Here is a 15092-nt window from a genome sequence, read left to right as displayed (position 1 = left end):
TCTGCTCCAGGGCCACCGGGTAGCGGTGCTCGGGCGAGCGGTCGTACTCCGGGAAGACCACGGCCGCGCCGGCGCCGACGGCGAGCTCGCGCACCCTCGGGCTCGCCCCGTAGCCGACCGCCGACACGGTGACCGCGAGGACCGCCCACGGCAGCCCCGGGCGGAACGCGAAGAGCAGGTACGGGGCGGCCAGCAGCGCCTGGAGCGGGGCCGCCGCCCGGCCGCGCCGCCCCGCCGGCAGGAACCGCCCGACCCCGACGTCCCCGGCCAGCATCCCGAGCGCGGCGCAGGCGAAGAGCAGGCCCGCGCGCTCGGGGGCGTACGGCACGAACAGCGACTCGCAGCCCACGATCAGGCCGTTGGGCACCCACAGCGCCAGATAGGCGCGGCGGCGGGCGGGCAGGGACCACAGCAGGGCGTTCGTCCGCCAGGTCTCCGCGACCGTGGCCCGCCCGGACGCGCGCGGCGCCCGCCGGGACAGCCCGAGGCGGGCGGTCAGGGCTGCCAGGACGTAGAGGAGCGCGCCGGTCGCCAGCGTGCCCCGGGCCGAGAGCAGGGCGAGCAGCAGGCCGCCCGCGGCGAAGCCGGCGATCTGGCAGACGCCCACCGACACGTTGAGCACCGACCGCCCCAGCAGGAAGGCGTGCGGCGGCAGGACCTCGCGCAGCAGCCCGTAGCGCACGCCCCCGCCCAGGGAGCCGGCGAGCCCCTGGAGGAAGAGGACCGCGAAGACGGCGCCGACGGGCAGCCCGGGGACGGTCTGGAGCGCCGTGCCCGCCGCGAGGACGAGGGCGACCCCGGCCAGCGCCGCGCGCGGCGGCAGCCGGTCGGCGGCGGACAGCAGCGTGGTGGCGCCGACGAGCTGCGCGAGGGCCGGCCCGAACAGGGCGAGCGCGGACAGCAGCGGCGAGCCGGTCGCGCGGAAGACGAGGGTGGCGAGGCCGAGCCCCGACACGGTCTGGGCGGCGGTCTGCGCGGCGCCGCCGAGGAAGAGGGCGGGGAACTCGGGGGTGCGGAAGAGGTCGCGGTAGCGGGGGTCCTGGGCCATGCCGGGGAGTCTCGGGGCGGGCCCGGGCGGGCCGATATCGTTTCGCGCGGGGGCGAAACGAGAGCGGGGTGAGGTCGGGTGGGCTGGTGGCGGCTCGGCGCGGACTCGCTGGCCCGGGGGCGGTTCGTCATCTCCCCGCTGGCCGAGACCGTGGCCGCGCTGAAGACCCTGCACGCGGCGGCCGGCGCCCACCCGGGCGAGCGCGCCTGGCTGGCCGGCCGGCTCCCGGCGTACCGGGCCCGCCTCGCGGCCGAGCCGCTCGACGCCCTGCTCGTCCGGGCCGCCCTCGGCCGGACGTGGAACGCCGACTTCCTGACGCCGACGCCGCTGGGCGAGGGCGAGCAGACCTTCGAGGAGGAGGTCGAGGCGGTCCGGGCGGCCGAACCGGGCGACGCCGTCCCGCAGTTGGAGGTGGCGGTGGGCGGCCCCGTACCGGCCGCGCTGCGCTCGGCGGGCGACCTGCCGCGGCGGATGGCGGGGGTCCTGGAGTGGGTGTGGCGGGAGACGGTGCTGCCCGACTGGGCACGCCGCAGGCGGGTCCTGGAGGCCGACGTGGTGGCCAGGACGGCGCGGCTGGGGCAGGGAGGCTGGGCGGCGGCGCTCGACGAGCTGTGCCCCGGCAAGGTGCGCTGGCTGGGCGACGGCCGCCTCCAGGTCAACCCCCGCGCCTATCCGCCGAGACGGCTCGACGGCGGCCGACTGCTGTTCGTGCCGGTGACACCGGCCCAGGGCTGGGTGTCGTGGGCGGGGACGGAGCGGTCGGCGATCGTGTACGCGTGCTCCGGCACCCTGGCCGACACGGGCGGCCCGGCCGTTCCCGAGGCCCTGGGGGCGCTGCTGGGCACCGCCCGGGCCGGGGTCCTCGTCCGCCTCGAAGCCCCCAAGTCGACCAGCCAGCTGGTGGCGCTGACCGGCCAGGGCCTCGGCTCGGTGGGACGGCACCTGAGGGTGCTGCTGGACGCCGGGCTGGTACGGCGCCGGAGGGCGGGCCGTTCGGTGCTGTACGACTGGACGGAGGCGGGCGCGGTCCTGGTCCGGGCCCAGGCGGGGACGCGGGAAGGCCCCCGCCCCGGTGCTCGTCGGGGCGGGGGCCTGGGTGAGGCTCCCTGATCGGACCCGGACCCGGTGGGGCCGGGCCTTGAGGGCTTGATCAGACCTTGAGGGCCTTGATCGCGGTGGGCGCGTGGCCGGGCTCGGTGGCCAGGTCCTCGAACTCGGTGACGTCGCTCATGTCGACGGTCTTGCTCATCGCGATGTTGGTGATGCGCTCCAGGATCGCCTCGACGACGACCGGGACCTGGAACTCGACGGCCAGCTTCTTGGCCTGCTCCAGCGCCTCGCCCAGCTTGTCGGGGTCGGTGACGCGGATCGCCTTGACGCCGAGGCCCTCGGCGACCTTGACGTGGTCGACGCCGTAGACGCCGATCTCCGGGGTGTTGATGTTCTCGAACTCGAGGTTGACCTCGAAGTTGATGCCGAGGCCGCCCTGCGCCTGGCGGATCAGGCCCAGGTACGCGTTGTTCACGAGGACGTGGACGTAGGGGACCTTGTGCTGGGCGGCGACCGCCAGCTCCTCGATCATGAACTGGAAGTCGTAGTCGCCGGAGAGCGCGACGACCGGGGTCTCCGGGTCCGCGGTGGCGGCGCCGATCGCGGCCGGGATGGTCCAGCCGAGCGGGCCGGCCTGGCCGCAGTTGATCCAGTGGCGCGGCTTGTAGACGTGCAGGAACTGCGCGGCCGCGATCTGGGAGAGGCCGATGGTGGTGACGTAGCGCGTGTCCGGGCCGAAGGCCCTGTTCATCTCCTCGTAGACGCGCTGCGGCTTCATCGGGATGTTGTCGAAGTGCGTGCGGCGCTGGAGGGTGGCCTTGCGCTCCTGCGCGGAGGCGGCCCAGGCGCTGAAGTCCGGCAGCTTGCCCTCGGCCTTGAGCTCCTTGGCGATCTCGATGAAGAGCTCCAGGGCGGCCTTGGCGTCGGAGGCGATGCCGTAGTCCGGGGCGAAGATCTTGCCGAGCTGAGTGGGCTCGATGTCGACGTGGACGAACTTGCGGCCCTTGGTGTACGCCTCCAGGTTGTACCCGGTGTGGCGGTTGGCCCAGCGGTTGCCGATGCCGATGACGGTGTCGGACTCCAGGAAGGTCGCGTTGCCGTAGCGGTGCGCGGTCTGGACGCCGACCATGCCGGCGGCGAGCTCGTGGTCGTCCGGAATGGTGCCCCAGCCCATGAGGGTGGAGATGACCGGGATGTTGGTGAGCTCGGCGAACTCGACCAGCAGGTCGGTGGCGTCGGCGTTGATGATGCCGCCGCCGGCGACGATCAGCGGGCGCTCGGCCTCCAGCAGGAAGCTCAGCGCCTTCACGGCCTGGGCGCGGGTCGCGGCCGGCTTGTAGACCGGCAGCGGCTCGTAGGTCTCCGGGTCGAACTCGATCTCGGTGAGCTGGACGTCGATCGGCAGGTCGATGAGGACCGGGCCGGGGCGGCCGGAGCGCATCAGGTGGAACGCCTGCTGGAAGACGCCGGGGACCTGCGCGGCCTCCAGGACGGTCGTCGCCGCCTTGGTGACCGGCTTGGCGATGGTCGCGATGTCGACGGCCTGGAAGTCCTCCTTGTGGAGCTTCGAGACCGGCGCCTGGCCGGTGATGCAGAGGATCGGGATCGAGTCGGCGATCGCCGAGTACAGGCCCGTGATCATGTCGGTGCCGGCCGGGCCGGAGGTGCCGATGCAGACGCCGATGTTGCCGGGCTTGGCGCGGGTGTAGCCCTCCGCCATGTGGGAGGCGCCCTCGACGTGCCGGGCGAGGGTGTGGGCGACGCCGCCCACGTTCTTGAGCTCCCGGTAGAAGGGGTTGATGGCCGCGCCGGGCACACCGAACGCGTTGGTGACGCCTTCGCGCTTGAGGATCTCAACGGCCGCTGCGGCGGCGGTCATACGAGGCATGGGAGTGCTCCTGCTTCGGCCAGGGGGAGACGAGGACGCCAGGGGTCCGACGGGGCTCCGGCGGGATCCTTCAGCGCTCTGTTTCCATAATGCGGAAGTACTGTTCTGCTATACGGAAGCAATGTAGGTGGGCTGGCGGAGAGGCGTCAAGAGACGATCCGCGGAGCGGACCCCCGAGCTGGCCGAAGTGCCCCCCTCGGACGGCCGGATGGGTGGACGATGGGTGGGCGAGCAGAGGAGGTTCGGTGTGGGTGAATCGGTACGGGTGCGCTGCCCTGAATGCCTCCGCACGCAGCGGTACGCGCCGCCCGCCTTCCCCTGTGCCTGCGGCACCCCGATCACGCCCCCGGTGCTCGACGACGCCCCCGCCGAGCAGGTCACGCACCGCAACTGGTCGGAGGAGTGGGTCACCGTCCTGTGCCCCACCTGCGCCCGCCCCTCCGACTGGCCCCACCCCGAGCTGGGGTGCGCGTGCGGGGCGGTGCTGCGGGTGGCGGTGAGGGGGAGCGACCCGCATGCTCCGCGCGCCGCGGACGCCCCTCACGCCCCGCCCGTCACACCCGCCGCCCCGCCCGCCACGTCGGCCGCTCCGGCCGCTCAGATCACTCCGGCTATCCCGACCGCTCCGGCCACTCCGGCCATCCCGACCACTCCGACCACTCCGACCACTCCGGCTGTCCCGCCGGAGATTCCGGACACCGTGACGCCCCCGAGGACACCCGAGCCGCCCGCGCCGCCCGCACCCCCGGCGCCCGCCACCACGGGTCCGCTCCCGGGCCCCGTCCCCACCCCCGGCCCCGCCCCCGACACGTACCCCGCCTTCGCCCAGCGCCATCCCGCGCAGCCGGACGCTCCGCTCGGCGGCGGGCCCGGCGACGGCCCCGGATCCTTCCCGGCCGCGCGGCCCGCGTTCCGGCCCGTGACCATCCGGACGGCGCGGGACGCGGTGGCGGCCTCGGCCGGGTACCTGCGGTGGCTCGGCTTCCGGGACGTCGTCCAGCCGGAGGAGCGGTCCGCCACCGCCGTGGACCTGCGCGGGCCCGGACTGGTCGCGCAGGTCGACCCGAGCACCCGGCCGACCGGGCTGCGGGCCGTGGAGTGCCTCTGGCTCAACGGCCTGAGCAACGGGGCGGCCGGCATCTGCTTCTCCCTGGCCGGCTACACCCCCGAGGCCCACGAGCGGGCCGAGGGCCTCGGCATCCCGCTCTTCGTGCTCGACCTCACCGGCACCCCGCAGCCCGTCAACGGCCCGGCCGACGCCCTCATCGCCACCGGAGCCGCCTAGCCTCACCGCCCCGCCGCCTCGCCGACACCGACTGACATTTCCGGCCATTCGCGGGTGACGAGCGGCCCTCCCCCGGGCACAACACCCTCGGGGGGTGAACACCATGACGACGGGGACGTGGTGGTTCTTCGGAGTGTCGCTCGGGCAACTGGCGCTGGCGGTCGCCCTGTTGCGTACCCGCAGCGGAGCGCGGCCCGAACTGCCGCCGCAGGCACTGGCGTTGCTGCGCGGCGGGCCCAGGGCGGCGGTGATCGTGGCGCTGGTCGCGCTGCACCAGCGCGGGGCCGTCGCGGCCGGGCGCCGGGGCACGATTCGCGCCAACGGCGGGGCCGGCCGGACCCGCGACCCGCTCCAGCTCGGCGTCCACCGCTCGCTCCAGCGGGCGCTGGCCCTGCGGGTGCTGGCGAGCCGCCCCAAGGCCCGCCAGGCGCTCGACGGGCTCCGCGCGGAGCTCGGCGGGACCGGGCTGCTGCGCCCGCCCGGGCGGCTCCGGGCGGCCCGCCTGATGCTGGCGGGCGTGCCGGTGACGGTGGGCGCCGGGCTGCTCGTGACGGGGTTCACCGGTCCGGCGCTGCTGCTCGGCGCGGGGCCGGTGCTGGCCGCCGCGGCGCTGCTCTGCGTACCGCCCACGACCCGTGCCGCGCGCCGCCTGCTGGCGGGCCTGCGCGAGCGGCACCCGCTGCCGGCGTACCGCCGCGAGGTCGTCGACGGCCGGGACGTCCTGCTGTACGTGGCGCTGTACGGCGACCCCGCCCTGGCCCTGTTCCTGCCGCACTTCTCCCGCGACGGCGGCCTGCTGCGGCGGCGCGGCGGCCGGGAGGGCGGCCCCCCGACGGGCCGCGGCTGGAACCGGGACAACGGCGCGGCCTGCACGGGCGGCACCCCCGACTGAGGGCGGCGCCCCCCTCCACGCCTTCCACAGCCCGCCGGGGCCATACTGTCGTATGCGCATCCGAGCGGCCGAACCGGCCGAACTCCCCCTGCTGCAGGACATCGAACGGGCCGCGGGCGAGGCATTCCGCCCCCTGGGCATGGGTGACATCGCCGACGACGAGCCACTCCCGCTGGAGGTCCTGGAGGGCTACCGTCTCGCGGGCCGGGCCTGGGTCGCGGTGGACGCGGCCGACCATCCCGTCGGCTATCTGCTGAGCGACACCGTGGACGGCGCCGCCCACATCGAGCAGGTCTCGGTGCACCCGGACGCCGCCCGCCGGGGCGTCGGCCGGGAGCTGATCGAGCACCTCGCGACGGCCGCCGGGGAGCAGGGCCTCAGCGCGCTGACCCTGACGACCTTCACCGAGGTCCCGTGGAACGCCCCGTACTACGCCCGGCTCGGCTTCCGGCGCCTGGAGGAGGGCGATCCGGCGCTCGGCGAGGGCCTGCGGGAGATCAGCCGGGCCGAGGCGGCGCACGGGCTGGCCGCCTGGCCCCGGGTCTGCATGCGCCGCGAGGTGGCGGCGCGGCCGGCCCGGGACCAGGTGCCCGGGGAACGGGCCGGTCAGCCCGCCCCGTAACGCTCCCGGAGCTCCACCTTCCGCACCTTCCCGCTCACCGTCATCGGGAACGCGTCCAGCACCTCCAGCCGCCGCGGGACCTTGTAGTGCGCGAGGCAGCCCCGGCAGAAGGCGGTGAGCTCCCCCAGGGTGGGCGGGTCGGCCGGGTCGCGCGGGACCACGCAGGCCAGGATCTCCTCGCCGTACCGCGGATCGGGGACGCCGACGACCTGCACGTCCGCGATCTTGGGGTGGGCGTAGAGGAACTCCTCGATCTCGCGCGGGTACACGTTCTCGCCGCCCCGGATGATCATGTCCTTGATCCGGCCGACGATCTGGACGTAGCCGTCCTCGCGCAGCACGGCGAGGTCGCCGGTGTGCATCCAGCGGCCCGGGTCGATCGCCTCGGCGGTCTTCCCGGGCTCGTCCCAGTAGCCGAGCATCACGCTGTAGCCGCGGGTGCACAGCTCGCCGGCGGTGCCGCGCGGGACGGTGATGCCGGTGCCGGGGTCCACGACCTTGACCTCGACGTGCGGCAGCACCCGGCCGACCGTGCCGGTGCGCCGTTCCAGGTCGTCGTCGCGGCGGGTCTGGGTGGAGACCGGGGAGGTCTCGGTCATGCCGTAGCAGATGGACACCTCGGCCATGTTCATCTCGGCGACCACCCGCTTCATCACCTCCACCGGGCACGGCGAGCCCGCCATGATCCCGGTGCGGAGGGTGGAGAGGTCGTACGAGGCGAAGTCGGGCAGCGCCAGCTCCGCGATGAACATCGTCGGCACCCCGTAGAGCGAGGTGCAGCGCTCCTCCTGCACCGCGCGCAGGGTGGCGGCGGGGTCGAAGGAGGGGGCCGGGATGACGACGCAGGCGCCGTGCGAGGTGGCGGCGAGATTGCCCATGACCATGCCGAAGCAGTGGTAGAACGGCACCGGCACGCAGATCCGGTCCCGCTCGCTGTAGCCGATCATCTCCCCGACGAAGTAACCGTTGTTGAGGATGTTGTGGTGGGAGAGGGTGGCGCCCTTCGGGAAGCCGGTCGTCCCCGAGGTGTACTGGATGTTGACGGGCTCGTCGCAGGAGAGCGGCTCGGGGCGCGCCTCCCCGGCGGTCCGGGCGAGCAGCGCGTCCCAGCTCGCGTCGCCGAAGTAGACGGCCTCGCGCAACTCCGGGCATTCGGCGCGCACTTCGTCGACCATGGCCCGGTAGTCGCTGGTCTTGTGGGCGAGCGTGGCGAAGAGCAGCGAGATGCCGGACTGGCGGAGCACGTACGCCAACTCGTGCGGCCGGTAGGCCGGGTTGATGGTGACCATGACGGCGCCGAGGCGGGCGGTGGCGTACTGCACCAGCACCCACTCGGCGCAGTTGACCGCCCAGATCCCGACCCGGTCGCCCTTGCGGACCCCGCTGCCGAGCAGGGCGTCCGCGAGCCGGTCGACGTCGGCGCCGAACGCGGCGTACGTCCAGCGGCGTCCGGTCGCCACCTCGACGAGGGCCTCCCGTTCGGGCCAGGCGGCGACGGCCCGGTCGAGGTTGGCGCCGATGGTGTCGCCGAGGAGCGCGGTGGTGGAGGCGCCGTGGGAGTAGGAGGGGTTCATGCGGAGTCCCCCGCCGCCCGCTCGGTGTACTCCGTGCCGCCGCCCTCGGCCGTGAGGCGGCGCAGCTCGACCCGCCGGATCTTGCCGGAGACGGTCTTGGGCAGGTCGGCGAACTCGATGCGGCGGATCCGCTTGTACGGGGCGAGGACCGCGCGCGAGTGGGCGAACAGGGCCTTCGCGGTCGCCTCGCCCGGCTCCCAGCCCGCCGCGAGGACGACGTACGCCTTGGGCACGGCGAGCCGCAGGGGGTCGGGGGCGGGCACGACGGCGGCCTCGGCGACGGCCTCGTGCTCCAGGAGGGCGCTCTCCAGCTCGAAGGGCGAGATCTTGTAGTCGCTGGCCTTGAAGACGTCGTCCGCGCGGCCGACGTAGGTGATGTAGCCGTCGGCGTCGCGGGAGCCGATGTCGCCGGTGCGGTAGTAGCCGCCGGCCATCGCCTCGGCCGTACGCTCCGGATCGCCGTGGTAGCCGGTCATCAGGCCCACCGGGCGGGCGGACAGGTCGAGGCAGATCTCGCCCTCGGCCACGTCGGCCCGCCCGCTGACCGGATCGACGAGGGTGACCCGGTAGCCGGGGCTGGGCCGCCCCATGGAGCCTTCCTTGAGGCGCTGCCCGGGGCTGTTGGAGACCTGCACGGCGGTCTCGGTCTGGCCGAAGCCGTCGCGGATGGTGACGCCCCAGGCGCGCCGGACGGACTCGATGACCTCGGGGTTGAGGGGTTCGCCTGCGGCGACGACCTCGCGCGGCGGGGTGGCGAGCTGTCCGAGGTCGGCCTGGATGAGCATCCGCCAGACGGTGGGCGGCGCGCAGAAGCTGGTGACGCCGTGCTTGTCCATCTCGGCCATGAGGCGGGCGGGGTCGAAGCGGCTGTAGTTGTGGATGAAGACGGTCGCCTCGGCGTTCCAGGGGGCGAAGAGGTTGGACCAGGCGTGCTTGGCCCAGCCGGGCGAGGAGATGTTGAGGTGCACGTCGCCGGGCCGGAGACCGATCCAGTACATGGTGGCCAGGTGGCCGACGGGGTACGAGGTGTGGGTCTGCTCGACGAGCTTGGGGCGGGCGGTGGTGCCGGAGGTGAAGTAGAGCATGAGGGTGTCGTCGGCGAGGGTGTCGCCGTCGGGGGCGAACGCGTCGGACTCGCGGGAGGCGTCCGCGTACGAGAGCCACCCCGCGCGACCGCCACGGCCGCTGTCGGCGCGGTCGGCACCGACGGCGATCCGGGTGTAGTCGCCGGGCACGTCGTCGAACTTGGCGGTGTCCTCGGCGCGGACCAGCACGTGCCGGGCCTGGCCGCGGTCCACCCGGTCGCGCAGGTCGGCGGGGCCGAGGAGGGGGGTGGCGGGGATGACGACGGCGCGCAGCTTCATCGCGGCGAGCATGGTCTCCCACAGCTCGGCCTGGTTGCCGAGCATGACGACGATCCGGTCGCCGGGGCGCACGCCCCGGGCGCGCAGCCAGTTGGCGACGCGGTTGGAGCGGGCCGACATCTCGGCGAAGCTCAGCCGCGTCTCGGTGCCGTCCTCCTCGACGATGTGCAGGGCGGTCCGGTCGTTCCCGGCGGCGATGACGTCGAACCATTCGAGCGCCCAGTTGAAACGGTCCGGCCGGGGCCAGGCGAAGCCCTCGTACGCCGTCTCGTAGTCCTCCCGGTGGCGGAGCAGGAAGTCCCGGGCGGCCCGGAACCCCCTCGTCGCGTCCGTCTCGCTCGCTGCCGTCATGTGCCCTCCTCGTTGCGGGACCGGTCCCGGACATCGTGTAATCGGTGACCCAGGTCTCACTACCCCCGTTCGGGGGTGATGGCGCGGACTGGGCGGAAGGAGCGCACGGTGCCCGAGCACGTCGAATCGGTGGAGCTGCGGGGCGCCCTGCTGCGGCTGCGCCGCGCCACGGGGCTCCAGGTGGTGTTCGGGGGGCTGCTGCACGACGGCCGGGCGATGCGGATCGCGGAGCTGAACGGGGCGGTGACCCCGGCGCTGCGCGGGCTCACCATCTCGACCGGCTCGGGCCTCGGCGGGAAGTGCCTGGCCCTGTCGCGGCCGTGCGCGGTGACGGACTACGCCTCCGCCCGGCACATCACGCACGAGTACGACGGCCCGGTCTCGGCGGAGGGGCTGCGCTCGGTGATCGCGGTGCCCCTGGTGGTGCGCCGCACGGTGCGCGGGGTGTTGTACGGGGCGCTGCGGGAGTCGCTGCCGATCGGGGAGCGGGTCTTCGACGCGGCGGTGGCGGCGGCCCGGGACGTGGAGCAGGCGTTCGCGGTACGGGACGAGGTGCGGGAGCTGCAGGCGCGCACGACGGCCCCGGGCCCGTCCTGGGAGGAGGTCCGGCAGGCGTACGGGGAGCTGCGCGAGCTGGCGCCGAAGGTGGCCGACCCGGAGCTGCGGGCCCGGCTGCTCACGGTGTGCGGGCGCCTGGAGTCGGCGGCGGGCGCGCCGCCCGGGGCGGGCCCGGCGGTGTCGCTGACACCGCGCGAGCGGGACGTCCTGGCGGCGGTCGCCTCGGGCGCCACGAACGCGTCGGCGGCCCGGCGGCTGGGCCTGCGCCCGGAGACGGTGAAGGGCTACCTGCGCTCGGCGATGCGGAAGCTGGGGGCGCACACGAGGTGGGAGGCGGTGGTGGCGGCGAGGCGGGCGGGGGCACTGCCGTGAGGCGCGGGGCCGCCGCCCGTCACCTCTCGCCCTCCGAAAGAACGATCTCGTAGGGCACGCCCTCCGGCCCGAGCAGGCTCAGCGTGTACTCGGCCTCGGCGAGGAGGGCGGTGCGCTGGGGGCGGGTGAGCGGGCGGAAGGGTTCGAGGACGAGCGTGGTGCGGGTCCTGGCCTCCTCAAGGCGCCAGAGCCCGGCGAGGAAGCCGTCGAGGAGGAAGACGGGGTGGGACTGGTTGCCGGTCCAGGTGCGGCCCCGGAGATCGGCGGGCACGACGCGGGTGCGGTCGGCGTGCGAGAGCAGCAGGTTGTCGAACTCGGGCAGCAGGCGCGGCGGAGCCGGGGTGTCCTCGTCGGGCCGGGGCGCGTCAGGGAGGTCGAAGAGCTCGGTGCCGCGTTCGTCGCGGAAGACGAGCAGGTCGGACCGGAGCCGTTCGAAGGCGGGGCGCAGCCGGGTGAGCCCGCACCAGGTCTGCATGTCCTGGACGGAGGCGGGCCCGAAGGCGCCGAGGTAGCGGAGCACGGTCGCGTCGAGGGTGGTGTCGTCGACGGCGGTGTCGAGGGGGCCGCGGTCGCCGAACCAGGCGGCGGCGGTGGTGAGGGCGACCTGCCCGCTGCGCCGCCAGAGCCCGCGCGGGGTGACCTGCACCATCAGGAGCAGGCAGCGGGCGGCGATGGTGAGCGCCTGCGGGTCGGCGTCGGGCCAGACCTCCAGCAGGTGGCCGCGGAGCTCCTTGGGGGTGCGGGGCCGCTCCTCGACGTAGGCGGTGGCGAGGCCGGCGAGCCGGTCGAGGTCGACGCCGTCGAGGCCCTTGCGGAACATGCGCAGCTCGCGGTCGATGGCGCCGGCCTGGACGAGGCGGCGCAGGACGACGGCGTCCTCGGCGGTGTGGGTGTGGACGGTGGAGCGGAGGGAGACGATCCGGGCCACGGCGCGGGACTCCATGAGCCCGGACAGCTCCTCGGGTCGGAACCCGTCGAGGCGGGCGGCGAGGGCGTGGTAGGGCGGCTTGGTGTTCTGGGCCTGGAGCCCGACGAGGTGCCGCACGGCCTGCTCGGCGCCGAGCGGGGAGCGCCGGAGCAGGAGCTGCCGGTCGAGGGTGGCGCGGTTGAGGGCGCGGGGGCTGAGGAGCGGGGGCGCGGTGGTGGGGGCCATGGGAACCAAGCTAACGACCATTGAGGACAGATACGGTCCGCAATGACTCCTGGTCTCCGCACCGAGCCGAAGAACATTGCCGCCGATATCCTGCCGAAAACACCACCACTGCCCACACCCACCCCCGCACCCGAGGAGACGAGGACAGATGTCGGACCGCCGCCCCCGCGCGGCCTGGCGCCGCCGGCCGGAGCGGCCGGGCGCGAGTCCCCCCGACCGGAGCACTCCGGAGCCGCCCGCGCCGGTGGCGGAGGAGGCCGGGGGGCGGAGCGTGGTCCAGGCGGCGCTGTACCGGGAGGGCCGGCGCGTCGCCTCGCCGGCCACGCTGGCGGAGACGTTCCGCAGGCTGAGGGAGCACCCGGACGGCATGGCGTGGATCGGCCTGCACCGCCCGACGGAACGCGAACTCCATTCACTGGCCGCCGAGTTCGATCTGCACGAACTGGCCGTGGAGGACGCCAGGGACGCCCACCAGCGCCCGAAGCTGGAGCGGTACGGGGACACGCTGTTCGTGGTGTTGCGGGCGGCCCGCTACCTGGACGCGCAGGAGGAGGTGGACTTCGGCGAACTCCACGTCTTCGTCGGCCCGGACTTCGTGATCACGGTCCGGCACGGCGCCGCCCCGGACCTGTCGGCGGTGCGGCGGCGCATGGAGGCGGACCCGGACCTGCTGGCGCTGGGCCCGGAGGCGGTGCTGTACGCGATCCTGGACGCGGTGGTGGACGGGTACGCGCCGGTGGTGGCGGGTGTCCAGAACGACATCGACGAGATCGAGACCGAGGTCTTCGGCGGCGACCCGGCGGTGTCGCGCCGCATCTACGAACTCTCCCGCGAGATGGTCGAGTTCCAGCGCGCCACCCGCCCCCTGGTGGGCATGCTGCACGCCCTGATGGCGGGCTTCGCCAAGTACGGCACGGACGAGGAACTCCAGCGCTACCTGCGCGACGTAGCCGACCACGTGACCCACACGAGCGAACGCGTCGACGGCTTCCGCCAGGCCCTGACGGAGATCCTGACGGTCAACGCGACCCTGGTCACCCAACAACAGAACGCGGAGATGCGCGCCTTGGCGGAGGCGGGCTTCGAACAGAACGAGGAGATCAAGAAGATCTCGTCGTGGGCGGCCATCCTGTTCGCACCCACCCTGGTCGGCACGATCTACGGCATGAACTTCGACAACATGCCGGAGCTGCACTGGACGGCGGGTTACCCCTTCGCCGTGCTGCTGATGGCGGCGGTGTGCGTGAGCCTGTACGTGGTCTTCAAGAAGAAGGACTGGCTGTAGCGGAGCCCCGGAACACGAGACGCGACAGCACAGGGCCGGGGCGCTACGGCTCTGCATCTCACGTTCCTACCGGGCAACGGGCCCGCTGCGACTCAAATCGTCTCAGAACTGATCGGTTCGTGAATTCGCAGTCTAGGGCCCATAAAGGCGAGCAAAAACAGCGGCATCCCGTATGCCCTTGATCGCACGACAGGTCAGCTTTATTAATCTTGAATTGGTCGCCCCGGAGTGTAGGGTGGACCCACATGGATTTCAGCAGGCCCAGGGGGGGCTCGTGCGGCCTGTATCTCAACTTGCGCAAGCGTTGACGCTCACCGTGCCGCTATCGCCCAGATGCGCACGATCCCCTTCGGCTCGGGTGAAATCAAAGGAAGCCGTTCACCTGCCTTTCAGGTCGATTCCTTACGGCCGTTCGGTCTTTACCCGTCAGGCAATTCTCCGTACGAGACGTTCTGGCGGAGTCGAGTGCCGCTATACCGCAGCGCCCCGAGCGCGTGGCCCGCTGTCCAGATCGGTGATTCGGCCCGGCAACCGGCCCGGCGGCCGACCTGGAGAGCTCCCCGCGTCACGCCGGTAGAGACACCGCGCCGCTGAGCGCAAGGAGCGCGGCCGGCCTGCGCCGCGCACGTGGACCACCTCACGTCACGCAGAGAAGGAAGACCATGCACGTCCTCAGGCGAACGACCGTCACCTCTACTGTCATGATCACGGCAATCCTGCTCGGTGCCTGCTCCTCGCCCGGATCGCCCCCCGGTCCGGCGAAGGACGAGGCCCCGGTCGACCGGTCCAACTGGCCCTCGGAGGTGCCCACTTCCGGACTGGTCAAGGGACTGGAGCTGCCCCTTGAGTCCTACCTGCCCTCCTATGCGAACCAGGTCGCCGTCGACACCGCGCTGCGCACCCTGCAGACGCGGTGCATGTCCGAGTACGGGCTGACCGCCGTCGACCTGCCACGCCCCGGCGCGAACCCCCCGCCCTACAGCAACGCCCTCTCGATCGAGCGACGTTACGGGATCAGCGACCGCGCGCAGGCGCGGAAGTACGGGTACGGGCTGCCGAAGGAGCTGACCGGGAGCCTCGTATCCGTCGAGGAAGGGCTTTCGGGCGTCGAGGTGGAGGTCCTGACCGGGCGGAAGAAGACCGAGTTCACCCCGCCCGAGGGCACCAAGGGCGGCGTCGGCCACTTCGGTGCGACCCCGGAGCCCGCGCACGCCGAGCACAACGGGAAGAAGCTGCACGAGGGCGGCTGCGCCGGCTGGTCGAAGCGGCGGCTCAAGGTGAACGAGGGGGATGAGGGCTTCGTCTCCGGACTCGCCTCGACCAGCCTCTCCGAGTCCCGGCCGCTGAAGCCGGTCGAGCAGGCCCTCAAGAGCTGGTCGGCCTGCATGAAGGACAAGGGCCGCGAGGCCGCCGATCCGTACCGGGCGACGGAGCAGGGCTACGCCGACGGCGACGGCACCACCAAGAACGCGATCGAGCTCGCACTGGACGACATCGACTGCAAGGAGCAGACCCGTCTGATCGAGGTCTGGTTCAAGGAGGAGTCGGCCGTCCAGAAGCGGCTGATCGAGCAGAACAAGGACCAGCTCGCCGCCGTCAAGAAGCGCATGGGCGAGGTCCTCGCGGCCGCCAAGGCCGTCAAGTAAACAG

12 protein-coding genes are annotated in these 15092 nt (G+C 73.3%); 7 read left to right on the top strand and 5 right to left on the bottom strand.

Going from position 1 to position 15092, the window contains the following annotated elements:
* Window positions 1-1048 (bottom strand): MFS transporter (locus AB0C99_RS25000; protein WP_362479027.1); only part of this gene is annotated, 1048 nt, incomplete at its 3' end.
* A 78-nt stretch (window positions 1049-1126) separates the two neighbouring features.
* Between AB0C99_RS25000 and AB0C99_RS24995 the strand changes: the two genes are divergently transcribed.
* The gene (locus tag AB0C99_RS24995; RefSeq protein WP_362479025.1) at window positions 1127-2158 is read left to right on the top strand and encodes a DUF5937 family protein; all 1032 of its coding nucleotides are present in this window, start codon (window positions 1127-1129) and stop codon (window positions 2156-2158) included.
* 40 nt (window positions 2159-2198) lie between these two features.
* Here AB0C99_RS24995 and gcl read toward each other — a convergent pair whose 3' ends face one another.
* Entirely contained in the window at window positions 2199-3986 is a 1788-nt protein-coding gene (gene gcl, locus AB0C99_RS24990; protein WP_362479023.1) for a glyoxylate carboligase, read from the bottom strand.
* 247 nt (window positions 3987-4233) lie between these two features.
* Here gcl and AB0C99_RS24985 point away from each other — a divergent pair, with 247 nt between their 5' ends.
* From AB0C99_RS24985 to AB0C99_RS24975, 3 genes are all read left to right on the top strand, one after another.
* Window positions 4234-5271: a hypothetical protein gene (locus tag AB0C99_RS24985; protein WP_362479021.1), complete on the top strand. Its 1038-nt coding sequence runs from the start codon at window positions 4234-4236 to the stop codon at window positions 5269-5271.
* A 103-nt stretch (window positions 5272-5374) separates the two neighbouring features.
* Entirely contained in the window at window positions 5375-6163 is a 789-nt protein-coding gene (locus AB0C99_RS24980; RefSeq protein ID WP_362479019.1) for a TIGR04222 domain-containing membrane protein, read from the top strand.
* Window positions 6164-6215: 52 nt separating this feature from the next.
* Window positions 6216-6785 (top strand): GNAT family N-acetyltransferase, encoded by a 570-nt coding sequence (locus AB0C99_RS24975; protein ID WP_362479016.1) that lies wholly within the window; start codon window positions 6216-6218, stop codon window positions 6783-6785.
* On the opposite strand, the gene AB0C99_RS24970 is transcribed toward AB0C99_RS24975, so the two are convergent.
* Entirely contained in the window at window positions 6770-8359 is a 1590-nt protein-coding gene (locus tag AB0C99_RS24970; RefSeq protein WP_362479013.1) for an AMP-binding protein, read from the bottom strand. The two genes, AB0C99_RS24975 and AB0C99_RS24970, sit on opposite strands and share 16 nt — an antisense overlap.
* Entirely contained in the window at window positions 8356-10074 is a 1719-nt protein-coding gene (locus AB0C99_RS24965) for an AMP-binding protein (RefSeq protein WP_362479010.1), read from the bottom strand. Before AB0C99_RS24965 ends, AB0C99_RS24970 begins: the two co-directional genes overlap by 4 nt.
* A gap of 108 nt (window positions 10075-10182) precedes the next feature.
* Here AB0C99_RS24965 and AB0C99_RS24960 point away from each other — a divergent pair, with 108 nt between their 5' ends.
* Window positions 10183-11004, top strand: coding sequence for a helix-turn-helix transcriptional regulator (locus tag AB0C99_RS24960; protein ID WP_362479007.1), 822 nt, complete (start codon window positions 10183-10185; stop codon window positions 11002-11004).
* A 19-nt stretch (window positions 11005-11023) separates the two neighbouring features.
* Here the strand turns inward: AB0C99_RS24960 and AB0C99_RS24955 are convergent, their stop codons facing one another.
* Window positions 11024-12157 (bottom strand): winged helix DNA-binding domain-containing protein, encoded by a 1134-nt coding sequence (locus AB0C99_RS24955; RefSeq protein WP_362479004.1) that lies wholly within the window; start codon window positions 12155-12157, stop codon window positions 11024-11026.
* A 148-nt stretch (window positions 12158-12305) separates the two neighbouring features.
* Between AB0C99_RS24955 and AB0C99_RS24950 the strand changes: the two genes are divergently transcribed.
* Together AB0C99_RS24950 and AB0C99_RS24945 are read left to right on the top strand one after the other, a co-directional pair.
* Window positions 12306-13442 (top strand): magnesium and cobalt transport protein CorA, encoded by a 1137-nt coding sequence (locus tag AB0C99_RS24950; protein WP_362479001.1) that lies wholly within the window; start codon window positions 12306-12308, stop codon window positions 13440-13442.
* Window positions 13443-14143: 701 nt separating this feature from the next.
* Entirely contained in the window at window positions 14144-15088 is a 945-nt protein-coding gene (locus AB0C99_RS24945) for a hypothetical protein (protein ID WP_362478998.1), read from the top strand.
* Window positions 15089-15092: the final 4 nt, after the last annotated feature.

The organism is Streptomyces sp. NPDC048659 (genome assembly GCF_040650575.1).
Classification (GTDB): domain Bacteria; phylum Actinomycetota; class Actinomycetes; order Streptomycetales; family Streptomycetaceae; genus Streptomyces.
This window is presented reverse-complemented; position numbering and strand designations above follow the sequence as displayed.